The sequence below is a fragment of the Variovorax paradoxus genome (assembly GCF_030811855.1).
Lineage (GTDB): Bacteria > Pseudomonadota > Gammaproteobacteria > Burkholderiales > Burkholderiaceae_C > Variovorax > Variovorax paradoxus_L.
The window spans coordinates 56202-78640 of sequence record NZ_JAUSRN010000008.1; the positions used below are offsets into that span (position 1 = coordinate 56202).

At 64.4% G+C, this 22439-nt stretch carries 19 protein-coding genes and 2 tRNA genes; 16 read left to right on the forward strand and 5 right to left on the reverse strand.

Features of this window, described 5'->3' with window-relative positions:
* Positions 1–12 precede the first annotated feature (12 nt).
* The 6 genes from J2X92_RS16165 to rimO all read left to right on the forward strand — a co-directional run bounded on the left by J2X92_RS16165 (position 13) and on the right by rimO (position 5972).
* Complete coding sequence (locus tag J2X92_RS16165) at positions 13–966, forward strand: alpha/beta fold hydrolase (protein ID WP_307576972.1); 954 nt, start codon at positions 13–15, stop codon at positions 964–966.
* Positions 967–973: 7 nt separating this feature from the next.
* Entirely contained in the window at positions 974–3217 is a 2244-nt protein-coding gene (locus J2X92_RS16170; RefSeq protein WP_373424849.1) for a RelA/SpoT family protein, read from the forward strand.
* A gap of 48 nt (positions 3218–3265) precedes the next feature.
* Positions 3266–3342, forward strand: a tRNA-Val gene (locus tag J2X92_RS16175).
* 170 nt (positions 3343–3512) lie between these two features.
* Entirely contained in the window at positions 3513–3881 is a 369-nt protein-coding gene (locus J2X92_RS16180; protein WP_307576973.1) for a hypothetical protein, read from the forward strand.
* 84 nt (positions 3882–3965) lie between these two features.
* Positions 3966–4526, forward strand: coding sequence for a polyhydroxyalkanoate synthesis repressor PhaR (phaR, locus tag J2X92_RS16185; protein ID WP_307576974.1), 561 nt, complete (start codon positions 3966–3968; stop codon positions 4524–4526).
* A 39-nt stretch (positions 4527–4565) separates the two neighbouring features.
* The gene (gene rimO, locus J2X92_RS16190) at positions 4566–5972 is read left to right on the forward strand and encodes a 30S ribosomal protein S12 methylthiotransferase RimO (protein ID WP_093023531.1); all 1407 of its coding nucleotides are present in this window, start codon (positions 4566–4568) and stop codon (positions 5970–5972) included.
* 539 nt (positions 5973–6511) lie between these two features.
* On the opposite strand, the gene J2X92_RS16195 is transcribed toward rimO, so the two are convergent.
* A complete protein-coding gene (locus J2X92_RS16195; protein WP_307577161.1) occupies positions 6512–6904 on the reverse strand; it encodes a YkvA family protein in 393 nt (130 codons plus the stop codon).
* A gap of 487 nt (positions 6905–7391) precedes the next feature.
* Positions 7392–7476 (reverse strand) — tRNA-Leu (locus J2X92_RS16200).
* Positions 7477–7556: 80 nt separating this feature from the next.
* On the opposite strand from J2X92_RS16200, the gene rnr reads away from it, so the two are divergent.
* The gene (gene rnr, locus J2X92_RS16205) at positions 7557–9836 is read left to right on the forward strand and encodes a ribonuclease R (RefSeq protein ID WP_307577162.1); all 2280 of its coding nucleotides are present in this window, start codon (positions 7557–7559) and stop codon (positions 9834–9836) included.
* A 55-nt stretch (positions 9837–9891) separates the two neighbouring features.
* Positions 9892–10656: an SDR family oxidoreductase gene (locus tag J2X92_RS16210; RefSeq protein WP_307576975.1), complete on the forward strand. Its 765-nt coding sequence runs from the start codon at positions 9892–9894 to the stop codon at positions 10654–10656.
* A 10-nt stretch (positions 10657–10666) separates the two neighbouring features.
* On the opposite strand, the gene J2X92_RS16215 is transcribed toward J2X92_RS16210, so the two are convergent.
* The 3 genes from J2X92_RS16215 to J2X92_RS16225 form a co-directional block, all read right to left on the reverse strand.
* Positions 10667–12127, reverse strand: coding sequence for an NAD(P)H-hydrate dehydratase (locus tag J2X92_RS16215; protein WP_307576976.1), 1461 nt, complete (start codon positions 12125–12127; stop codon positions 10667–10669).
* A gap of 70 nt (positions 12128–12197) precedes the next feature.
* Positions 12198–13451 carry a D-amino acid dehydrogenase gene (locus J2X92_RS16220; protein ID WP_307576977.1) on the reverse strand — a complete coding sequence of 418 codons (1254 nt, stop codon included), beginning with the start codon at positions 13449–13451 and terminating at the stop codon, positions 12198–12200.
* Between the two features lie 50 nt (positions 13452–13501).
* Entirely contained in the window at positions 13502–14827 is a 1326-nt protein-coding gene (locus J2X92_RS16225) for an amidase (RefSeq protein WP_307576978.1), read from the reverse strand.
* 222 nt (positions 14828–15049) lie between these two features.
* On the opposite strand from J2X92_RS16225, the gene rpsB reads away from it, so the two are divergent.
* The 8 genes from rpsB (at position 15050) to rseP (ending at position 22422) form a co-directional block, all read left to right on the forward strand.
* Complete coding sequence (gene rpsB / locus J2X92_RS16230) at positions 15050–15805, forward strand: 30S ribosomal protein S2 (RefSeq protein ID WP_307576979.1); 756 nt, start codon at positions 15050–15052, stop codon at positions 15803–15805.
* Positions 15806–15886: 81 nt separating this feature from the next.
* On the forward strand, positions 15887–16810 hold the full coding sequence (tsf, locus tag J2X92_RS16235) for a translation elongation factor Ts (protein WP_307576980.1): 924 nt from the start codon (positions 15887–15889) through the stop codon (positions 16808–16810).
* A gap of 101 nt (positions 16811–16911) precedes the next feature.
* Positions 16912–17634 carry a UMP kinase gene (pyrH, locus tag J2X92_RS16240; protein WP_307576981.1) on the forward strand — a complete coding sequence of 241 codons (723 nt, stop codon included), beginning with the start codon at positions 16912–16914 and terminating at the stop codon, positions 17632–17634.
* A gap of 11 nt (positions 17635–17645) precedes the next feature.
* The gene (frr, locus tag J2X92_RS16245) at positions 17646–18215 is read left to right on the forward strand and encodes a ribosome recycling factor (protein WP_093023553.1); all 570 of its coding nucleotides are present in this window, start codon (positions 17646–17648) and stop codon (positions 18213–18215) included.
* A gap of 8 nt (positions 18216–18223) precedes the next feature.
* Positions 18224–18967 (forward strand): polyprenyl diphosphate synthase, encoded by a 744-nt coding sequence (uppS, locus tag J2X92_RS16250; RefSeq protein WP_307576982.1) that lies wholly within the window; start codon positions 18224–18226, stop codon positions 18965–18967.
* 29 nt (positions 18968–18996) lie between these two features.
* Positions 18997–19842: a phosphatidate cytidylyltransferase gene (locus J2X92_RS16255; protein ID WP_307576983.1), complete on the forward strand. Its 846-nt coding sequence runs from the start codon at positions 18997–18999 to the stop codon at positions 19840–19842.
* On the forward strand, positions 19839–21026 hold the full coding sequence (gene ispC / locus J2X92_RS16260; protein ID WP_307576984.1) for a 1-deoxy-D-xylulose-5-phosphate reductoisomerase: 1188 nt from the start codon (positions 19839–19841) through the stop codon (positions 21024–21026). Before J2X92_RS16255 ends, ispC begins: the two co-directional genes overlap by 4 nt.
* Positions 21027–21051: 25 nt before the next feature.
* On the forward strand, positions 21052–22422 hold the full coding sequence (rseP, locus tag J2X92_RS16265) for an RIP metalloprotease RseP (RefSeq protein WP_307576985.1): 1371 nt from the start codon (positions 21052–21054) through the stop codon (positions 22420–22422).
* Positions 22423–22439 lie beyond the last annotated feature (17 nt).

Sequence of the window (22439 nt, forward strand, 5' to 3'; positions counted from 1 at the left end):
AACTTCGTTTTCATGACAGAACCGACGCTTCATTACGTGGCGTGCGACGACCCCCAAGGCGGGCATCGCATGGCCTATTGGCAATGGGGCAGTGCGCGCAGTGCGCACGTGGTGATGTGCGTTCACGGCCTGACCCGTCAGGGGCGTGATTTCGACGTTCTGGCCCAGGCCATCGTGGCACGTGCCGGCGGTGACGTGCGCGTGATCTGTCCCGATGTCGCGGGGCGCGGCCAAAGCGACTGGCTGCGCGATCCGGCGCTCTACCAGGTGCCGGTCTATGCGGCCGACATGGTGGCGCTCCTGGCGCAGCTGCACCACGAACAGCCAATCGAGACGCTCGACTACCTGGGTACCAGCATGGGCGGACTCATCGGTTTCGTGCTGGCCGGCCACAAGCAATTGCCGCTGCCGCGCCCAATACACCGCTTTATCGTGAACGACGTCGGCCCGACGGTCGAGGCCGCGGCCATCCAGCGCATCGGCGGCTACGTAGGGCAGGGCGGCCGCTATGCGTCGGTGCAGGAGGCAGCCGACGCGATGTGGGCAATCTCGACCAGCTTCGGTCCCCATACGCCGGAGCAATGGCTTTCGCTGTCGCAGCACATGGTGGTGCCTGCCTCGCGGCGCACGGCCGACGGTGCGCGCAAGGCCGACGAAGCCGGCGGAGCGGAAGCCGATTCCTGGCTGCTTCACTACGACCCGTCCATTGCCGTTGCGCTGCGTGCCATCACGCCCGAGGCCGCGGCCCAGGGCGGCGCGGTGATGTGGAGCCTGTATGACGCCATCGAGGCAAAAACCTTGGTGACGCGCGGCGCCCAATCGGATCTCTTGTCGCGCGAAACGGCGCTGGCCATGACGCAGCGCGGGCCCCGCGCCGCGCTGGTCGAGTTTGAAGGCGTGGGGCATGCACCCACCTTCGTCGACCCCGCACAGGTGTCGGTCGTCACATCCTTCCTGTTCGATTGAGGGCAGCGTGAAGCGCGATTCTTCGAGCCTTCAAACGGCACACAGTCCCGATTCGGCCGTGGCGGACTATCCGCTGTCAGCCGCCACGGCCGATCGCACCCCGGTGATGGAGAACATGCTCGCCCGTGCGCGTGCATTTGCCGAGCCGCTGATCGCCGACGAAAAACTCGACACTGGCGAGAACACGCTGGCCCACGCCGACGCCGTGGCTGCCATCGTCGCGAAGATGGGCGGCTCCGAAGCCATGCAGGCGGCGAGCTATCTGGTCTATGCCTGCCAGCATCTGAACCGGCCGCAGGAAGTGATTGCCAAGGTGTTCGGCGACAACTTTGCGGCGCTGGCGGTCGAGACCACCAAGCTGGTCCGTGTGCAGGAGCAAGCCCGCTCGGCTTCGCAGGGCCATCACCTGTCCGAAGGCGCGGGCGCGCAAACAGAGAACGTGCGCAAGATGCTGCTCGCGTTCTCGCGCGACCTGCGCGTGGTGATGCTGCGCCTGGCTTCTCGCCTTCAGACACTTCGGCATGCCGCGGCCAGCAAGCAGCCGGCGCCCGAGAGCGTGGCGCGCGAGTCGCTGCAGGTGTTTGCGCCGTTGGCCAACCGCCTGGGCATTTGGCAGGTGAAGTGGGAGATCGAGGATCTTTCTTTCCGCTTTCTCGAACCTGAAACCTACAAGCTGATTGCGCGTCTCCTAGACGAGAAGCGGGTCGAGCGCGAAGGCCACGTCGAGCAGCTGCGCTCGCAGCTCGAAAGCGAACTGCAGGCCGAGGGCGTGCGCGCCACCGTGCAGGGGCGGCCGAAGAACATCTATAGCATCGTGAAGAAGATGCGCGGCAAGTCGCTGGACTTCGCGCAGGTGTTCGACATCCTCGCGCTGCGCGTGGTGGTGCCCGACGTGAAGGACTGCTACGCGGCACTGGCCTGGGTGCATTCGCATTTCCTCCCAATCGACGAAGAGTTCGACGACTACATTGCGCGGCCCAAGCCCAACGGCTACCAGTCGCTGCACACGGTGGTGCGCGAAGTGGTCGACGGCAAGCCCGGCAAGCCGATCGAGATCCAGATCCGCACGGAAGAAATGCATGACCATGCCGAGCACGGCGTGGCGGCGCACTGGGCCTACAAGGAAGCAGGGCACAAGGGCTATGCGGGTGTGTGGGCGAGCGGCGAGTACGACGCCAAGATCGCCGTGCTACGGCAACTCCTGGCGTGGGAGCGCGATCTTTCGGGTGGCTCGCAGGGCCAGGGGCTCTTCGACGATCGCATCTATGTGCTGACGCCGGACGCAGCCATTGTCGAACTGCCGCAGGGCGCAACCCCGGTCGACTTTGCCTACACCGTGCACACCACGCTTGGCCATCGGTGCCGCGGCGCGCGGGTCGATGGGGCGATGGTGCCGCTCAACACGCCGCTGTCCAACGGCCAGACGGTGGAGATCATTGCGGCCAAGGAGGGTGGCCCATCGCGCGACTGGCTCAATGCCGAGCTGGGCTACCTGGCAAGCCACCGCGCGCGTGCCAAGGTGCGCGCGTGGTTCAACGCGCAGATCACGCACGAGACCGTGGCGCGCGGGCGAGAAGCGGTCGAGAAGCTGCTGCAGCGGGAAGGCAAGACGTCGACGCGGCTCGAGGACCTCGCTTCGCAACTGGGCTTCAAGTCGGCGGACCATCTGTTCGAAGTGGTTGGCAAGGACGAGTTCTCGCTGCGCAACATCGAAGTGCTCCTGCGCCCGCCGGAGCCTGCGCCGAATCCCGACGACGGCGTGCAGATCAAGAAGCCGCGCGCGAGCGAAAAATCCGGCAAGGGCGGCGTGCTGGTGGTGGGCGTGTCTTCATTGATGACGCAGCTTGCCAAGTGCTGCAAGCCTGCGCCGCCCGATCCCATCAGCGGCTTTGTGACCAGGGGCCATGGCGTCAGCGTGCATCGCACCGATTGCAGCAACTTCCGCACGATGGCTGCGCGCGACGGCGAGCGCGTGATCGACGTCGAGTGGGGCGTGGCCAAGAAGGGCACCGAGGCGCCGGTCTATGCGGTGGACGTGGCCGTGGAAGCGGCGGACCGCCAGGGCCTCTTGCGTGACATCTCCGATGTCTTCGCACGCGAGAAGATGAACGTGATCGGCGTGCAGACGCAATCGGTCAAGGGCACGGCGTGGATGACTTTCACTGTGGAAATCACCGACGCGGCGCGGTTGACGCAGGTGCTCGGCATCGTGACGGCGGTTGCCGGTGTGCGATCTGCACGTCGGCGCTAAAAAGCACGTTTTCTCCTGCTACAATAGCTGCTTCTCGGACACATCCTTAGGCGCGTAGCTCAGCTGGTTAGAGCACCACCTTGACATGGTGGGGGTCGTTGGTTCGAGTCCAATCGCGCCTACCAATTTCTGTTCCAACATCCGGCCAACCACCGGGTCTGTTGAACAGAGCTTTCACCGGGTTCCCCGGTGTCTCAATCGTCCTTTCGGTGAAGCAGACAAAGACCATGGCCACGTTGTTGTGCTACCTTGGCCGCACTGCAAACCTTTTCCAAATTCCTTGACAAGCGATCTGATGAATACGCGATCAACGGTTGTTGATCGGGCTCATGCCGATAAGCGCCTGGCTGCATTGCTCAGGCAAGCCCCCATTGAATTTGCGCGCGCGGTCTATGGCATCAACGACCACGCAGGTGGCCGCACCGACACCATGGCCGCACGCGAGGTGGCGCGCGCCCAGCGACAGGGCACGCCCGTGACGCAAGAGCGCGCAGAACAACGCGCGCGCGCCTACCTTCCGACCTCCGGCCACGAGCACTGTCCGCGCTGCTGGGTGGTCTATGGCCACAAGAGCCCGCTGCGCTTCAGGGAGGCTACGGAAGAACGCCCCGAGACGGCCGCCTGCGCTGCATGCGGTGCCGAGTACGCGACAACGCTCGACTGAAAGATGAAGGCAGGTCGCGCGAGGCGGTCAGGGTAAACCTTGTCGCGATGCAGCAAAACCGCTACCTAGAATTGATCGGATGACATGGGAGTCCATGTGAAGGAGTCCTCAGTGCAGAGCAAGAAGTCCGGGGTCAAGCCGGTGCAACGTGTAATCAAGAAGTACCCCAACCGAAGGCTCTACGACACCGAGACATCCACGTACATCACCCTCACCGAGGTGAAGCAGCTGGTCATCCAGAACGCGCAGTTCGTAGTGCGCGACGCCAAGAGCGGTGATGACCTCACGCGAAGCATCCTGCTGCAGATCATTCTCGAAGAAGAAGCGGGCGGCGCGCCGATGTTCACCGAGCAGGTGCTGGCCAACATCATTCGTTTCTACGGGCAGGCGATGCAGGGCTACATGGGTCCCTATCTGGAAAAGAACATCCAGGCCATGACCGAAGTGCAGGCCCAGCTTACAGAAAAGGCCGAAGGCCTCACGCCCGAGATGTGGTCGCGCTTCATGACCTTGCAGTCGCCCGTGCTCCAGGGGCTGATGGGCAACTATGTCGAGCAGTCCAAGAACGTTTTCCTGCAAATGCAGGAACAGATGCAGAAGAACACCGAACAGGTTTTGGGCGCATTCGGCATCAAACGCCCTTGAAATACCGGCCCCGGCAGATAGCTGGGACAATAGGGGCATATGAGCGAAGTTGCCTCCCCTGAACGTACGGCCACGCCGGCTGCCCCCAAAGTCGGCTTCGTGAGCCTGGGCTGTCCCAAGGCCCTGACCGATTCCGAACTGATCTTGACCCGCCTGAGTGCCGAGGGCTACCAGACGTCCAAGACCTTCGAAGGCGCCGACCTGGTGATCGTCAACACCTGCGGCTTCATCGACGATGCCGTCAAGGAAAGCCTCGACACCATCGGCGAGGCACTGGCTGAAAACGGCCGCGTGATCGTCACGGGTTGCCTGGGCGCCAAGACGGGCGACCAGGGCGGCAACCTGGTGCGGCAGATGCACCCCAGCGTCCTGGCCGTGACCGGTCCGCATGCCACGCAAGAGGTGATGGATGCGGTCCATGCGAACCTGCCCAAACCGCACGATCCCTTCATCGACCTCGTGCCCAACACCTTCGGCATTGCGGGCCTCAAGCTCACGCCGCGGCACTATGCGTACCTGAAGATCAGTGAAGGCTGCAATCACCGCTGCACCTTCTGCATCATTCCGTCGATGCGCGGCGACCTGGTGTCGCGTCCTGTCGGCGACGTGCTCGGCGAGGCCAAGGCCCTTTTCGAAGGCGGCGTGAGGGAACTGCTGGTGATCAGCCAGGACACCTCGGCCTATGGCGTAGACGTGAAGTACCGCACGGGTTTCTGGGACGGCAAGCCTGTCAAGACACGCATGCTCGAACTGGTGCGCACGCTGGGCGAAATCGCGGAACCCTACGGCGCCTGGGTTCGGCTGCACTATGTCTACCCGTATCCGAGCGTGGACGAAATCATTCCGCTGATGGCGAGCGGCCAGGTGCTGCCTTACCTCGACGTGCCGCTGCAGCACAGCCACCCCGACGTGCTCAAGCGCATGAAGCGGCCGGCCAGCGGCGAGAAAAACCTGGAGCGCCTCGCGCGCTGGCGCGAGGTCTGCCCGGAGCTCGTGATCCGCAGCACCTTCATTGCGGGCTTTCCGGGCGAAACCGAGCAAGAGTTCGAGCATCTGCTCGACTTCATCCGCGAGGCGCAGATCGATCGGGCCGGCTGCTTTGCCTATAGCCCCGTCGAAGGTGCCACCGCCAACGACATTCCCGGCATGCTGCCGCCGGCCGAGCGCGAAGCGCGCCGCGCCCGCTTCATGGAAGTGGCAGAAGCGGTGTCGATCGCCAAGCTGCGCCAGCGCATCGGTGCAACCATGCAGGTGCTCGTCGATTCCGCGCCGGGCATGGGCCGAAAAGGTGGCGTGGGCCGTACCTACGCCGACGCCCCCGAGATCGACGGCACTGTGCGCCTCTTGCCACCCGAGAAAATCAGCAAGACGCTCAAGGTGGGTGAATTCACCAAGGCCCGCATCGTGGGTGCCGAAGGCCACGACTTGATAGCGCTGCCGATCTGAGATTCGCCAAATGGAAAAGCCCGCATGAAGCGGGCTTTTCTAAAAGGCTCGATCAGGGCTGGCAAGGCCCGGTTGTTCCTAGTCATCCGAACGCGAGATGACCAGAAGACTCATGAACAACGCTCCAAGAAACATGCCGGCTATCAAAGTAAATGCTGCGACCACGGTGGACTCCTTGATTTGAATGGCTCAAACCAAAGGTAACGTTTTGCGTCGCTCTGTGGTTACTTTTTGAAGCATTTTGAATGGAAGAGCGTGACTTTTGCCACGTCTTTGCCTTTTGAAAACATGTGCTGGAGCGCCCGGGGCTCGCCTTCTCCGAACGTTCGTTAGAACGGAAGCGCTTCGCCAGCGTCCTGCGCGCGCCCCGGATAGAGGTATTTGGAGTACTCGCCCGCCTTGCCGTACAACTGCGTGGCAAGGCCCACCGGGTCCGTGGGGGAGGGGTTTCTTCAGGCTTGGACATGGTGGTTATCCTTTTTGAAAAGACTGTATAAATGTACAGTAATTTCAAGGCCTGTCCAGCTTGGCGAGTGGACTTAGCCGTGCCTGTTGAACCACGCCCAGAGAGCGACGCCCACGCCAACCCAGATGCCAACAATGATCACTGCACCGACGACGCTTCGGGGCTTGCTGCCTTGTTCTTTCATCCACTTGTCGGCCTGCGCGCGGCATTCCTCGAGTACGGCGGCCGGAATGAGCCGGATGTTCAGCCAGATGAGGGCAGGCAGCAGCAGGGCGTCGTCGATGTAGCCCAGGACCGGAATGAAATCGGGTATGAGATCGATCGGGCTCAGGGCGTAGGCGACGACAAAGGCTGCAAGCGCCTTGGCAAACCAGGGCGTGCCGGGGTGGCGGTAGGCAAACCAGAGCGTAACGGCGTCGCGCTTGATGCGCGACGCCCACAGTTTGATGCTTTGAAAAATGGCCATGAACGTGGAGATTGCCAGAGCGCGTCGCGTGGTATGGTGCATGTCGGCTTCGCAGCCCGCCGCAACCTCGGATCCAACCATGATCATCTTCGGCGCCGTACCCATCGGGTTGGGTTTGCGGTTCACCTTTACTGGCAACACGGTGTATTGATTGGTTGCCCCGCTTCTTGAGACTGTGCGCGATCATTCGTCGATGTACTGCGTCAGAATGGCGAGAAAGCCGCTCTCCCTGAGCGGCTGCCGCAGCATTTCATGAGAAGACGAAGCCCGTTGCATCTGTTCGAATCCGTGCCGCCCGAAACAATCCCGCAAGAGGTCTCCACCCGAGAGAGCGAAGGTGTGTGCGAACGCGGCGGCTTGCTGTCGATCCGGCCTTGTTTGGCCACGATCGGCTTTTGCGAGGGAGAGCATCCCTCGATCATGTTCCCAGGGCAAAGAAAAAACCCCTGTGAATCGATGATTCACAGGGGTTTCAGCTTGGTAGGGGTGGTGCCCAGAAGAGGACTCGAACCTCCACGATGTTACTCGCTAGTACCTGAAACTAGTGCGTCTACCAATTCCGCCATCTGGGCCCACATAGCTGCCGAAGCAGTTATGTTTTGAATTTCAGGAAAGAGAGAATCATATCAAAAATAATGGCCATTCCAGCGGCCTGCTGGATGAATTTGAAGGAACTGTTCAAGGGCATCGCGATGGACACGGTTTCGTGCAGCGCGACGACGGCGAAGCCGACATCTATCTGCCCCCGAACGAGATGCGCGCGGTGCTGCACAAGGACCGCGTCAAGGCGCGCGTGGTGCGCCAAGACCGGCGTGGTCGTCCCGAAGGGCGGGTGGTTGAAATCGTCGAACGCCCCGAGCAGCCGATCATCGGCCGCTTGCTTCATGAAGGCGGCATCTGGCTCGTCGCGCCTGAAGACAAACGCTACGGCCAGGACGTACTGATCCCCAAGGGCGCAACCGGTCCCGCGAAGGTGGGGCAGGTCGTGGTCGTGCAGCTCACCGAGCCGCCGGCGTTGTTCGGCCAGCCCGTGGGCCGCGTGAAGGAAGTGCTGGGCGAGATCGACGACCCCGGCATGGAGATCGAGATTGCCGTTCGCAAGTACGGCGTGCCGCACGAGTTTTCCGCGGAATGCCTGGCCGAAGCCAAGGCCTTGCCCGAGAAGGTCCGTCCCGCCGACAAGAAGGGCCGCATCGACTTGACCGACGTGCCGCTGGTCACCATCGACGGCGAGGACGCGCGCGACTTCGATGACGCCGTTTACTGCGAGCCCGCGAAAGTTGGCCGCGGCAAGGGATGGCGTTTGCTGGTTGCCATCGCGGACGTCAGCGCCTATGTGCAGACTGGCTCGGCGATCGATATCGACGCGTATGACCGCGCCACCAGTGTCTACTTCCCGCGCCGCGTTATTCCGATGCTGCCGGAAAAGCTTTCGAACGGCTTGTGCTCGTTGAACCCCGACGTCGAGCGCCTGTGCATGGTGTGCGACATGCTCGTGGCTGCCGACGGCGAGATCTACGCCTACCAGTTCTATCCGGCTGTGATGTTCAGCCACGCACGCTTCACCTACACCGAAGTGGCTGCGATTCTTGGCAACACGCGCGGACCCGAGGCGGCCAAGCGCAAGGACCGCGTGAAGGACCTTCTGAACCTCGCTGACGTCTACAAGGCGCTGCTCAAGCAGCGCGGCAAGCGCGGCGCTGTCGACTTCGAAACCACCGAGACGCAGATCATTTGCGACGATGCAGGCCGCATCGAGAAGATCGTGCCGCGCACGCGCAACGAGGCGCACCGCCTCATCGAAGAAGCCATGCTCGCCGCCAACGTGTGCAGCGCCGACTTCATCGCCGAAGGCAAGCACCCGGGCCTGTTCCGCGTGCACGAAGGCCCGACGCCCGAGAAGAAGGAAATCTTGCGCGGCTACCTGAAGGCGATGGGCGTGGGATTGAGCATCACCGACGACCCGCGGCCCGGCGAATTCCAGGCAATTGCCGAGGCCACCAAGGAGCGGCCCGACGCGCAGCAGATCCACACCATGCTGCTGCGCTCGATGCAGCAGGCGATCTACACGCCCATCAACAGCGGCCACTTCGGCCTGGCGTACGAGGCCTACACCCACTTCACGAGCCCGATCCGGCGCTATCCGGACCTGCTGGTGCATCGCGTGATCAAGGCGATTCTCGGCAAGACGCGCTATCAGCTGCCGATGCTGCCGACGCCGGGCGAGGCGCATGCCAAGCTGGCCAAGCGCTTGGCCTCCCGCGTCAAGGCGCCGACCACCAAGCCGCAGAAGGCCACCGTCGCGCCGACCAAGGAAGTGCTGGCCTGGGAAGCCGCCGGCCTGCATTGCAGCGCCAACGAACGTCGCGCCGACGAAGCCAGCCGCGATGTCGAGGCATGGCTCAAGTGCAAGTACATGCGCGAGCATCTGGGCGAGGAGTACGGCGGCGTGGTCACTGCGGCCACGACCTTCGGCATCTTCGTGACGCTCGACGCCATGTATGTCGAGGGCCTGGTGCACATCACCGAACTCGGAGGCGAGTACTTCAAGTTCGACGAAATGCGGCAGGAACTGCGCGGCGAGCGCACCGGCATTCGCTATGCCATCGGCACGCGCGTGCGGGTGCAGGTGAGCCGTGTTGACCTGGACGGGCGGAAGATCGATTTCCGCCTGGTGCGAGAGGGCGAAGAGCTCACTGCGCGTGCCATGAAGGACAAGGGCGTGGGCTCTGGTGGCGTGCCGGTCAAGGCATCGGCCAAGCGCAGTTCGCGCCACAAGGCCGAACACAAGGCCGAAGCCGTTCCCGAGCCGCGCATCGAGCGCGGCGCGAGCGCCGTTGCAGCGGGCCCGCAGTCGGCCATGCAGGCTTTCAAGTCGGCGGTCAAGAAAGCCGCCAACAAGATGAAGGGGCGCAAGCCGCGCCGAGCATGACGAGCAGCGCTTTGCGTCCATCCCCCACAGACACACCGAGAAGGAGAGACTGAACATGAGCGTGGAAAACAACAAGGGCCGCATCGCGATCGTCACGGGCGCGGGCACCGGCATCGGACGCGCCGCGGCGCTGGCATTGCTGGCCGACGGCTGGAGCGTGACCCTGGCAGGGCGCCGCCTGGAGCCACTGGAGCAGGTGGCGGAAGAGTCGGGCGCTGGCGCGCGAGCGTTTGCGGTGCCTACCGACGTGGCCAATCCTGAATCGGTGCAGGCGCTATTTGCCGCTGCGGTCGAGCGCTTCGGCCGTGTCGACCTGCTGTTCAACAACGCCGGTGTGGGCAACCCCCCTGGGCCGTTCGAAGACTGGACGGCGGACCAATGGCGCGGCGTGGTCGACATCAACCTGACCGGCATGTTCTTCTGCATTCAGCAGGCGTTCCGCACGATGAAGGCGCAAACCCCGCGCGGCGGCCGAATCATCAACAACGGTTCCATCTCGGCCACGGCACCGCGGCCGAATTCGGCGGCCTACACAGCGACCAAGCACGGCGTGGAGGGCCTCACCAAGACCGCTTCGCTCGACGGGCGCAAGTACGACATCGCCGTGGGCCAGATCGACGTGGGCAATGCCATGACCGAACTGGCGGCGCGCATGGCCAAGGGTGTGCCGCAAGCCAACGGCGAGCTCGCCATCGAGCCGCTGATGGACGTCGAGATCGTGGGTCAGTCGGTGCTCTACATGGCGAACCTGCCACTGGAAGCCAACGTGCTGTTTCACACCGTCATGGCGACGAAGATGCCCTTCGTCGGCCGCGGCTAGAGCAGGGACTTCAGGGCGCTTGGCGCGCCAACGCGCCGGCAGTGAGCGGCGGCGCATTGGCCGGCCACGTGTCGGCGATGTGGCCATGGAGCCAGACGGCTTCGTGCGCTGCCTCGAAGGCCGGTTTTTGCATGGCCATCGCGGCGCCGATCATTCCCGCCAGCACGTCGCCGGTACCGGCGGTTGCGAGGCGCGCGTTGCCGGTCGAGTTGAGGACCGGCGGCGCACCGCTGCCATCCGCAATCACCGTTCCTGAGCCCTTGAGCACGGCAACCACGCCGTAGCGGGACGCCAGTTGGCGGGCTGCTGCGAGCCTGTCTGCCTGAATGTCGGCGGCCGAGCAGTTCAGAAGGCGTGCGGCTTCGAGCGGGTGCGGGGTGATCACGGTCGGCTTTCCGCGCCGAGCGCGCGACGCCAGTTGCGTTTGCAATCCACTGTCGGCCGCAATGGCGTTCAGCGCATCGGCATCGAGCACCAATGCAGCCGCTGTCGCCAGCACGCGCGGCAGCACCGCGCGCACGGCTGTGCCGCCACCGCATCCGCAGACCGCCGTCATGCCGGTGAGATCGAGCGTGTTGGCGTCTCGCAGCATCAGCTCGGGCTGTGCCAAATCAACTGGGGCTGCACTGGGGTCGAGCAAGCCGACGAACACGCGTCCGGCGCCCGCATGCAACGCGCCCGAACCAGCGAGCAGTGCGGCGCCCGCCATGCCAGGTGCGCCACCGATCACTGCGAGGTCGCCATAAGTGCCTTTGTGCGATGCATGGCTGCGCGGCTGGTTCGTTGGTGCGCCTGAAAGGCGTGCAGTGGGTGGCTCGGCCATGCTGCTGCAACCCAAGTCGTCGAACCAAACCGTGCCCGCCGCGTCGCGGCCCTGGGCCGTGAAGAGGCCTGGCTTCAGGGTCAGAAAGGTCACGCAAGCTGACGAGATGGCTGCTGGATGGGTGGCGTGCCAGACCCCCGTGTCGGCATTGAGACCGGACGGTAGGTCGACGCTAAGCACCCGTTGCCCGCCTGCATGCCCTGCATGCATCTGCCGTAGCCACTCGGCCATGACGCCTTCGGGCGGCCGGGTCGATCCGATGCCGAGCAGCGCATCGATGGCCAGTTCATAGCCAGCAGGCGGCTGCGGCGAAAAGATCACCCCCGCATCCCGCGCGCGTTGCAGCGAGGCCTTGGCATCGGGCGGCAGGCGGTTTTCATCGCCCGCGAACGTGACGACCGGCCGAAAGCCTCGGCGCTGCAACTGCGCCGCGGCCTCGAAGCCGTCGCCGCCGTTGTTGCCGGGCCCGCAAGCGATCCACATCGTGCGCGCGTGCGGCGCGAGAGCCATGGCCAGCCGCGCCACGGCCAGGCCCGCGCGCTGCATCAGCGTGTGGGAGGGCAGGGTGGCCGCGGCTGCGTGTTCGATGCGCCGCGTCGCCGCAATGTCGAACAGATCGGCGGCGGTGGCGGACGTGATGCGTTGCATCAAGCCATTTTGCCGCTCGGCGGCCGACGAATGAAGCGCTTGAATAAACGGCGCTCCGGCGCCTCGAACCCTAGAGGTTGAGCCGCTCGACGCCAAGACCTTCGAGGTCGACGCCGGCATCGCGGCCACCGACCAGGTCGGCCACCACGCGTGCGCTGCCGCACGACAGCGCCCAGCCGCTGGAGCCGTGGCCCAGGTTGAGCCACACGCCCGGCACGCCGCTGGCACCGAGCACGGGAGGGCCGTCGGGCAGCATCGGCCGTGCACCCTTCCATTGCTGCACGCCCGACTGGAGCGTGACGGCGCCGGGAAACCAGTCGTGGAGCACCTTGTAGAGCGTTTGCACCGCGGATGCATTCAGCGTGCTCAGGGAGCCGCCAATCTCGGCGCTGCCCGCCACACGCACGCGCTGGCCCAGGCGCGAGATGGCTATCTTGTAGCGCTCGTCCATCACGGCGCTGCGGGGAGCGTTGAGCGATTCACGAATCGGCGCGCTAATGGAGTGGCCATACACCGGCGCAAGCGGAATCTTGAGGCCTAGCGGCCGCAGCAACTGGGCCGAGGCAAGTCCGGCGCACACCACCACCGCATCGAAGCGCAGCGGCGGTGAACCGCTGGCAAGCGAGATGGAGGCGGGGTCTGAACGGCTCAGGGGTGCAATGTCGCAATTGAAATGGAACTGGGCACCGAGCGCCTCGCACTCCCACTTGAGCAGCTGCGCGAACTGGCGGCAATTGGCCACCTCGTCTTCGGGCAGGTGAATGGCGCCCGCGAGTGCCGTATCGGCGTTGAGCGCGGGTTCGATGCGCCGGGCTTCGTCTGCGTCGACTTCCTTGAACACACTGCCGGCTGCGCGCAGCACCTCGAGCCCGGGCTGCACCAGCTTCTTCTCGCGCTTGGAGCGCAGCAGAACGAGGTAGCCGTCGCTGCGCTCATAGCTGAGTTCGCGCGCCTCGGTCACTTCGTGCAGCCGGGTGCGGCTGTAGAACGCCAGCCGCTGCATGCGGGCGCGGTTGGCGAGGTAGGTTTCGAGCTTGCAGGCTTTCTGCCAGCGCGACATCCAGCCCAGATCGCGTGTGCTCAGCGGCCATCGCAGCTTGATGGCGCCGTGCGGAGAGAGCAGCGAACGCAGCACCTTGCCCCGCATGCCGGGCGCGGCCCATGGCGTCACATAACCCGGCGCGACCACGCCTGCATTCGCAAAACTGGCCTCCTCGGCCGCGGCGCCGCGGCGCTCGAACACGGAGACTTCATGCCCATCCGAAACCAGTTCCCAGGCGGTGGTGACGCCGATGATGCCGGCGCCCACGATCGCGATTTTCATTGAATTTTTGAGTAAGAAGAGATGGCTGACACCCCTCGATGGGCGTGGAGCTATTGTCTTCGCAGTGCGTGTTCGGCTTGCAGGGCAATTGCGAGAACGGCGTCATCGTGCAGCGCGGCGTGCCACAGCATCAGGCCGACCGGCAGTTCGCCGGTTGCATGGCAGGGCAGCGAGATGGCGCAGCCGTCGAGCATGTTGACGATCGACGGGTTGCGCAGCAGCAGTGCGTTGACGCGAAAGAATTCCTCGTCGCGCTCGGCACCCGGCGCCACGCTGGCGATGGAGGGTGCGGTGATCGGCACGGTGGGCGACAGCACGGCGTCGAAGGACGCCAGCGCTGTTTCGATGCGGGCAATCCACGCGCGGCGGGCATTCACGAGGTCGATGTATTCGTGCGCCTTCATGCCGGCGCCGCGCAGGATGCGCTGCGCGACGCGCGGGTCGTAGCCGGCGCCGCTGCGCTCCAGCAGCAGCCGGTGCCAGGCATAGGACTCGGCCGCCGAAAACCCGCCCGTGGCGTTGATGGCCTGCAACTCGGCCAATTCCGGCAGCTCGATTTCCTCGACCTGGGCACCCGCACCGCGCAATGTCTGGAGCGCGTTCTCGAAGGCGCTGGCCACCGCGGGCTCGATGTCGTCGAAGAACACGTTTTTCACCACCGCGAGCCGGTAGGCGCCGACGGAGGCGGCACCGGCGGTTACGCGGCGCGCCGCAAGGATCTCGTGTGCGGCGATGGCATCGCGCACCGAACGCGTCATGGCGCTGACGGTGTCGAGCGTGGTCGAGAGCGGCAGCGCGCCATCGGCAGGCACCAGGCGGGACGTGCTCTTGAAACCCACGATGCCGTTCAGCGCTGCTGGAATGCGGATCGAGCCGCCCGTGTCAGAACCGAGCCCGATGAAGGCTGCCCCCGTCGCGACCGAAACGGCGGCACCGGACGACGAACCGCCCGGAATGCGCGGCGTGGCGGCGTCGCTCACGTTGACCGGCGTGCCATGGTGCGGGTTGACTCCCACGCCAGAAAAGGCGAACTCGGTCATGTTGGTGCGGCCGGTCAGCACGCCGCCCGCAGCGCGCAGCCGCGCGACCGCCACTGCGTCGGCCTTGGCTGCCGGGGCATGAGAAAGCACGACGGAACCGGCGGGGGTTGGCTGGCCCTCGATGTCGAACAGGTCCTTGGTGGTGAAGGCGAGTCCGGCGAGCCTGCTTTGCGGCGCCGAACGGCCGACCTGCTCGCGGGCTTCGTCGAACAACGTGCGCGTGAAAACGTGTTTGCAGGCAGGGGCTTCGGCGATGCCGATGGCACGCTCCAATTCGGTGCGTGCATCGGTGCCACCTGCCAGCATGTTCAGACGGGTGGCGTGAAGGTCGTTCATGGATCGATCGCCTGGGTGCAGAGGCTGGGTTGCGGGACGGGCCAAGGAGAAGATCAGGAGGAGCGGCGTGCTATACTCTTTGGGTTTCGCTGACCGCGTGACGGCAACCGCCACACACAGCCAGACACATCCGCAAACCGGCCCAATCAAGGTGTTGCGACTCCATTCGAAGGAGGCGCAAAACGGGCTGGATTTTAGACCCAACCTTTGGAGTAATTTTCAATGTCTACCACCATGCGCGAAATGCTGGAAGCCGGTGTCCATTTTGGTCACCAAACCCGCTTCTGGAACCCCAAGATGGCCCCGTTCATCTTCGGCCATCGCAACAAGATTCACATCATCAACCTGGAAAAGTCGCTTCCGATGTTCCAGGATGCGATGAAGTACGCCAAGCAGCTCACCGCCAACCGCGGCACGATCCTGATGGTCGGCACCAAGCGCCAGGCCCGTGAAATCGTGGCTGCCGAAGCCCGCCGCGCCGGCGTGCCTTTCGTGGACACCCGCTGGCTCGGCGGCATGCTGACCAACTTCAAGACGGTCAAGACCTCGATCAAGCGCCTCAAGGACATGAAGGCCCAGCAAGAAGCCGGCCTCGAAAGCCTGAGCAAGAAAGAGCAGCTCACGTTCTCGCGTGAAATCGCGAAGCTCGAAAAGGACATCGGCGGCATCCAGGACATGGCTGCGCTGCCGGACGCCATCTTCGTGATCGACGTTGGCTTCCACAAGATCGCCGTGGCAGAAGCCAAGAAGCTCGGCATTCCGCTGATCGGTGTGGTGGACTCCAACCACTCGCCCGAAGGCATCGACTACGTGATTCCGGGCAACGACGACTCGTCGAAGGCCGTCACGCTTTACGCACGCGGCATCGCCGACGCGATCATCGAAGGCCGCAACAGCGCCGGTGGTGACGTGGTCAAGGCCATCGCCGAAGGCAGCAGCGACGAATTCGTCGAAGTCGAAGAGGGCGCTTCGGCCTGATTGGTGCTCTCGCGAGCCTGAAGAAGGGGCTTTGGTGCCCCTTTTTTTTAACCTGATTTTTGGATTTACGGAGATAGAACAATGGCTGCAATCACCGCAAGCATGGTCGGCGAACTGCGCGCAAAGACCGACGCGCCGATGATGGAATGCAAGAAGGCCCTCACCGAGGCCGACGGCAACATGGAAAAGGCCGAAGAGCTGCTGCGCATCAAGCTCGGCAACAAGGCTGGCAAGGCATCGGGCCGCATCACCGCCGAAGGCGTGGTCACGGCTTTCGTCGACGGCGCTGCCGGCGGCATGATCGAGATCAATTGCGAAACCGACTTCGTCACCAAGAACGACAGCTTCCTGGCAATGGCCAACGCTGCCGCGATGCTGGTCGCCAAGCACAACCCTGCCGACCTCGCCGCACTGGGCGCGCTGCCCTACGAGCAAGACGGCTTCGGCCCCACGCTCGAAGACGTGCGCAAGGGCCTCATCGGCAAGATCGGCGAGAACATGAGCTTCCGCCGCTTCAAGCGCTTTGGCGGCAACGGCAAGCTGGCTTCGTACCTGCACGGCACGCGCATCGGCGTGATGGTCGAGTTCGAAGGCGACGACACCTCGGCCAAGGATGTTGCGATGCACATCGCCGCCATGAAGCCGGTGGCCATCTCGGCCGCCGACGTGCCTGCGGACCTGATTGAAAAAGAGCGTGCTGTTGCCGCCGGCAAGGCCGAGGAAGACCGCAAGACGGCCGAAGCCGAAGGCAAGAAGCCGCAGCCTGCCGACATCGTTGCCAAGCGCATCGAAGGCGGCGTGCAGAAGTACCTCAAGGAAGTCTCGCTGCACAACCAGCCGTTCGTGAAGAACGACAAGCAGACCGTCGAGCAGATGCTCAAGGCCGCCGACACCAGCATCAAGGGCTTCACCCTGTATGTGGTCGGCGAAGGCATCGAAAAGAAGGTCGACGACTTTGCCGCCGAAGTTGCAGCCCAGGTTGCTGCCGCCAAGGCCGCCGCGTAAAACTGTTACGCCCCAAGGCGACGGCGCGCATGTGTGTGCCGCCGCTTTTTCACCGCCTCGTTCTACACTCGCCCCCGCCAACACAAGTAAGGAAATTGCCCATGTCTGATCCCCGCCCAGCCCACAAGCGAATCTTGTTGAAGCTGTCGGGCGAGGCATTAATGGGAGACGATGCCTTTGGTATTAATCGCGCCACCATCGTTCGCATGGTCGAAGAGATCGCCGAGGTGGTGAACATGGGTGTGGAGCTTGCGGTCGTGATCGGCGGCGGCAACATCTTCCGCGGCGTCGCGGGAGGCTCTGTCGGCATGGACCGCGCCACGGCCGACTACATGGGCATGCTGGCCACGGTGATGAATTCGCTGGCTCTGGCCGACGCCATGAACAAGCAGGGACTGGTGGCGCGCGTCATGTCCGCCATCGCCATCGAGCAGGTGGTCGAGCCCTATGTGCGGCCCAAGGCATTGCAGTATCTCGAAGAGGGCAAAGTCGTCGTGTTTGCCGCGGGCACCGGCAACCCCTTCTTCACCACCGACACGGCCGCTGCGCTGCGCGGTGCCGAGATCGGTGCCGAGCTGGTGCTCAAGGCCACCAAGGTCGATGGCGTGTATTCCGCCGACCCGAAGACCAACCCCGATGCAACGCGCTATTCGACGCTTACCTTCGACGAGGCGATCGCGCAAAATCTCGGCATCATGGACGCCACGGCTTTTGCGCTGTGCCGCGACCAGAAGTTGCCGATCAAGGTGTTCTCGATCTTCAAGAACGGCGCGCTCAAGCGCGTTGTCATGGGCGAGGACGAAGGCACGCTGGTGCATGCCTGAGGAGTATTGAGATGACGACCCCTACCATTGCAGAAATTCGCAGCACGACCGATGCGAAGATGAACCAGTCGCTCGCTGCGTTCCAGAACAACCTCACCAAGATCCGTACCGGCCGCGCCAACTCGGCGCTGCTCGACTCGATCCATGTCGATTACTACGGCTCGCAAGTCCCGCTGAGCCAGGTGGCCAACGTGTCGGTGCTCGACTCGCGCACCATCAGCGTCCAGCCCTGGGAAAAAGGCATGGGCGCCAAGATCGAGAAGGCCATTCGCGAAAGCGACCTGGGCCTGAACCCGGCCTCGATGGGCGACCTGATCCGCGTGCCGCTTCCCGCCATGAGCGAAGAGCGGCGCAAGGAAATGACCAAGCTGGTCCGCAACGAAGGCGAAACCGCCAAGATCGCCACGCGCAACCTGCGCCGCGATGCGAACGAAGCCGTCAAGAAGCTGGTCAAGGAAAAGCTCGCCTCCGAAGACGACCAGAAACGCGCCGAAGCCGAGATCCAGAAGGTCACCGACCGCCACATCGCGGAAATCGATCGCCTGGTCGCGGCCAAGGAAGCGGAGATCATGGCCGTTTGAAGCTGCGCATGGCCTCCTCCCTGCCGCAGGTTCCCCGCCACATTGCCATCGTCATGGATGGCAACGGGCGCTGGGCGACGCGGCGGTTCCTGCCCCGCGTGGCGGGACACAAGCAGGGTGTCGAGTCGCTGCGGCGCTGCGTCAAGGCCTGCGTCGATCGCGGGGTGGGCATTCTCACGGTCTTCGCGTTCTCGTCGGAGAACTGGAACCGTCCGCCCGAAGAGGTGTCGGGCCTGATGGAGATCATGGTCGGTGCACTCGCACGCGAGGTGCCCAAGCTGAGCCGCGACGGCGTGCGGCTGCATTTCGTTGGCGAGCGGGCGGGACTCTCCAAGAAAATGGTGCAGGGCCTGGTCGATGCCGAGGAAGCCACGGCAGAGAACACCAAGCTCATTCTCAACGTCTGCTTCAACTACGGCGGCCGGTGGGACATTGCACGCGCCGCCGCCAAGCTGATGGAACAGGGCGAGCCGCTCACCGAAGCCAATCTCGACCGCGCCATGGCCCTGGCGCACGTGCCCGACCCCGACCTGCTCATCCGCACTGGCGGCGAGCAGCGGCTGTCGAATTTCCTGCTCTGGCAGAGCGCTTACGCGGAGCTTTTCTTCAGCAACAAGCTCTGGCCCGAATTCGACGAAGCCGAGCTGGACGCCGGAATTGCCGCGTTCCAGGCTCGCGAGCGCCGGTTCGGCAAGACTTCCGCGCAGGTCACGGCCGGCAGCGATTCCTCTTCAGATCGCCAGATGGCCTGAGGGCCTTCACGGCCCGACAACTCAGCCGCATGCTCAAACAACGCATCCTCACGGCCATCGTCCTGCTGGCGATCCTGCTGCCGGCACTCTTCTATCCGTCCCACATTCCCTTTGCCTGCGTCATGCTGGTGCTGATCGGCGCCGCAGCCTGGGAGTGGGGCCGCCTCAACGGCTACAGCCAGCGGCTGTCCGTGTTCCTCGGGCTGGAAACGGTCGTGCTGTGCGCGCTTTCATGGTGGCTCGGACTGCTCGCGCAGCCGCTCATGCTCATGTGGCTGGTGGCCAGTGCCGCGTGGGTGCTTGGCGGGGCGGCATTGCTGCGGGTGGCGGTGCCGGGCTGGCCCCGCATTCCGCGCGGCCTGCGCCTGGTGGGTGGGTTGCTGGCGCTCTGGGTGGCGTGGCTCGCGGCCGTGCAAGCGCGCATGGTCGGCATCAACTTCCTGCTGTCGATTCTCGTGCTGGTCTGGGTGGCGGACGTCTTCGCGTATTTCGCGGGCCGCGCCTTCGGCCTGAAGTTCACGCGCGGCAAGCTCGCGCCCACCATCAGCCCGGGCAAGAGCTGGGAAGGCGTGTGGGGCGGCATGGCCGGCGTGGTGGTTCTGGCCTTTGCCTGGGTCTGGGCCGACAAGGCGGCCGGCGCCACGGTGGCAAGCCTCTACACCCGGCTGCATGAACGCGGCTGGTGGCTGCTGCTGGTGGGCGTGGTGTTTCTGGCGGCGATGAGCGTTGTCGGCGATCTGGTCGAATCGCTGATCAAGCGCAGCGCCGGCGCCAAGGACAGCAGCAGCCTGCTTCCGGGCCACGGCGGCGTGCTCGACCGCGTGGATGCCCTCTTGCCGGTACTTCCCATTGCAATGATGCTGGCTTCCTTGTGAACACACCCAAACAACGCATCACGGTGCTGGGTTCGACCGGTTCGGTCGGGGTCAGCACGCTCGATGTCATTTCGCGGCACCCCGACCGTTTCGAGGTTTTCGCGCTGTCCGCTTCGACCAAGGTCGACGAACTGCTGGCGCAGTGCGCCCGGTTCTCTCCCCGGTTCGCGGTCATGGCCAGCTCGGCGCATGCGGCGCAGCTGGCGGAAAAGCTGGAGCAGAACAATCTTCCTACACGCGTACTGAGCGGCATCGACGCTATTGAAAAGATAGCGTCTCACGAAGAAGTCGACGCAGTCATGGCGGCCATCGTCGGTGCCGCAGGCCTCGGCCCTTGCCTGGCTGCCGCGCGCGCCGGCAAGCGCCTGCTGCTGGCCAACAAGGAGGCGCTGGTGGTCGGCGGCGAGCTGTTCATGCGCACCGTACGCGAGGGCGGCGCGACGCTGCTGCCGATCGACAGCGAGCACTCGGCCATTTTCCAGTCGCTGCCGGAAGACCCGTCGACCTGGGCGCGCCGCATCGACAAGATCATCCTGACCGCATCGGGCGGCCCGTTCCGCACGCGCGCGCCCGAGACCCTCAGTTCGGTGACGCCCGAGCAGGCCTGCGCCCATCCGAACTGGGTCATGGGCCGCAAGATTTCTGTCGATTCCGCCACCATGATGAACAAGGCGCTCGAGGTGATTGAGGCGCGCCACCTCTTCGGCGTGCTGCCCGAGCAAATCGAAGTGGTCATCCATCCTCAGAGCGTGGTGCATTCGATGGTGCAATTCACCGATGCGTCGGTTATCGCCCAATTGGGCACTCCCGACATGCGAGTGCCGATCGCCGTCGGCCTGGCATGGCCCGAGCGCATCGAAAGCGGAGCGGGGCGCCTGGACTTCCGCCAGATGGCAGCCCTGAGCTTCGACGCCCCCGATGCGGCGCTGTTCCCAGGCCTTGGCCTGGCCTGGCATGCGCTGCGCGCGGCGCCCGGGACCACGGCGGTGCTCAATGCCGCCAACGAAGTCGCGGTCCAGGCATTTCTTGATCGGCGACTGCGATTCGACCGCATTCATGCCGTCAACATGGAAACTTTGGAGGCTGTTGCCCCCTCCAAGCCCGCATCGCTGGCCGACCTGCTGGCGCTCGATGCCAGTGCGCGTGCGGCCGCCAACGCCGCGGCGCTGCGCTTCGCGGCCTGACCCTTCCCGTCGATAGAGGATCCGGATGCTCACCGTCATCGCTTTCGTCGTTGCACTCGGCGTCCTCATTGCAGTGCACGAATATGGCCACTACCGTGTCGCGGTGGCGTGCGGCGTCAAGGTCCTTCGGTTCTCGGTGGGCTTCGGCAAGACCCTCTATCGCTGGCAGCCCAAGCGCCAGCATCCGGGCCAGGAAACCGAATTCGTCATCGGCGCGTTTCCTTTCGGCGGCTACGTCAAGATGCTCGACGAGCGCGAAGGGCCGGTCGCGCCGGAAGAGCGCGAGCGTGCCTTCAACACGCAGCCGCTGCGCTCGCGTGCTGCGATTGTTGCCGCGGGTCCCATTGCCAACCTGCTGCTCGCGGTGGTGCTCTACACGGTCGTCAACTGGATCGGCGTGGACGAGCCTGTCGCCAAGCTGGCCCGGCCGGTAGCGGCCTCGCTCGCGGAAGCCGCGGGCCTGCGCGGTGGCGAGCACGTCACGCGTGCTGGCTTCGATGGCCGCCTGGAGCCCGTGCAATCGTTCGAAGACCTGCGCTGGCGCATGACGCGCGGCGCGCTCGACGGCCGCGACCTCACGCTTGAAATCGCGGGAGAGGGCGGCAAGGCCGCGCGCCAGATCGTGCTTCCGCTGAGCCGCATGGAGGCCAAGGATGCCGATCCGCAGATGTTCCGCAAGATCGGAGTCGTCGCGCCGTTGACGCGTCCCGAGATCGGCCAAGTGATGGCGGGCAGCGCCGCAGAACGCGCGGGCCTTCGCAGCGGAGACCTGGTTCGCACCGTGGGGAGCACGGCCATCGTAGATGGGCAGCAATTGCGCGAGATGATCCGCACCTCGATCGATGGCGACCAGCCTCGCGCACAGACCTGGCAGGTCCAGCGCGGCGGCCAGCCGGTCCAGCTTGAAGTCAAGCCCGAACTGCGCGAAGAGGGCGCCGCGAAGGTCGGCCGCATCGGTGCGTATGTCGGTGCGCCGCCTGAAATGGTCACGGTTCGGCAGGGTCCCGTCGACGGCGTCTGGCTCGGCATCGTGCGCACTTGGGAGGTCTCTGCGCTCACCGTTCGCATGATGGGCAAGATGGTGATCGGGGAGGCTTCGCTCAAGAATTTGAGCGGGCCGCTCACGATTGCCGACTATGCGGGCAAGTCCGCGAGCCTCGGCTTGACCCAGTACCTGGTGTTCCTCGCGCTGATCAGCGTGAGCCTTGGCGTGCTGAATCTCATGCCGCTGCCGGTCCTCGATGGGGGGCACCTGATGTATTATCTTTGGGAGGGCCTGACCGGCAAGAGCGTCTCTGACGCCTGGATGGAACGGCTGCAGCGCGGCGGAGTCGCCTTGCTGCTGGTCATGATGTCGGTCGCACTTTTCAACGACGTCACGCGGCTCTTTGGTTAACTTTCTGCCGGCCCTTT

Excerpts from the sequence above, each read along its gene's own strand:
- J2X92_RS16165 (WP_307576972.1), top strand. The coding sequence starts at position 13 with ATGACAGAACCGACGCTTCATTACGTGGCGTGCGACGACCCCCAAGGC.
- J2X92_RS16180 (WP_307576973.1), top strand. The coding sequence starts at position 3,513 with ATGAATACGCGATCAACGGTTGTTGATCGGGCTCATGCCGATAAGCGC.
- phaR (WP_307576974.1), top strand. The coding sequence starts at position 3,966 with ATGGGAGTCCATGTGAAGGAGTCCTCAGTGCAGAGCAAGAAGTCCGGG.
- rimO (WP_093023531.1), top strand. The coding sequence starts at position 4,566 with ATGAGCGAAGTTGCCTCCCCTGAACGTACGGCCACGCCGGCTGCCCCC.
- J2X92_RS16195 (WP_307577161.1), bottom strand. The coding sequence starts at position 6,904 with ATGGCCATTTTTCAAAGCATCAAACTGTGGGCGTCGCGCATCAAGCGC.
- J2X92_RS16210 (WP_307576975.1), top strand. The coding sequence starts at position 9,892 with ATGAGCGTGGAAAACAACAAGGGCCGCATCGCGATCGTCACGGGCGCG.
- J2X92_RS16215 (WP_307576976.1), bottom strand. The coding sequence starts at position 12,127 with ATGCAACGCATCACGTCCGCCACCGCCGCCGATCTGTTCGACATTGCG.
- J2X92_RS16220 (WP_307576977.1), bottom strand. The coding sequence starts at position 13,451 with ATGAAAATCGCGATCGTGGGCGCCGGCATCATCGGCGTCACCACCGCC.
- J2X92_RS16225 (WP_307576978.1), bottom strand. The coding sequence starts at position 14,827 with ATGAACGACCTTCACGCCACCCGTCTGAACATGCTGGCAGGTGGCACC.
- rpsB (WP_307576979.1), top strand. The coding sequence starts at position 15,050 with ATGTCTACCACCATGCGCGAAATGCTGGAAGCCGGTGTCCATTTTGGT.
- tsf (WP_307576980.1), top strand. The coding sequence starts at position 15,887 with ATGGCTGCAATCACCGCAAGCATGGTCGGCGAACTGCGCGCAAAGACC.
- pyrH (WP_307576981.1), top strand. The coding sequence starts at position 16,912 with ATGTCTGATCCCCGCCCAGCCCACAAGCGAATCTTGTTGAAGCTGTCG.
- frr (WP_093023553.1), top strand. The coding sequence starts at position 17,646 with ATGACGACCCCTACCATTGCAGAAATTCGCAGCACGACCGATGCGAAG.
- uppS (WP_307576982.1), top strand. The coding sequence starts at position 18,224 with ATGGCCTCCTCCCTGCCGCAGGTTCCCCGCCACATTGCCATCGTCATG.
- J2X92_RS16255 (WP_307576983.1), top strand. The coding sequence starts at position 18,997 with ATGCTCAAACAACGCATCCTCACGGCCATCGTCCTGCTGGCGATCCTG.
- rseP (WP_307576985.1), top strand. The coding sequence starts at position 21,052 with ATGCTCACCGTCATCGCTTTCGTCGTTGCACTCGGCGTCCTCATTGCA.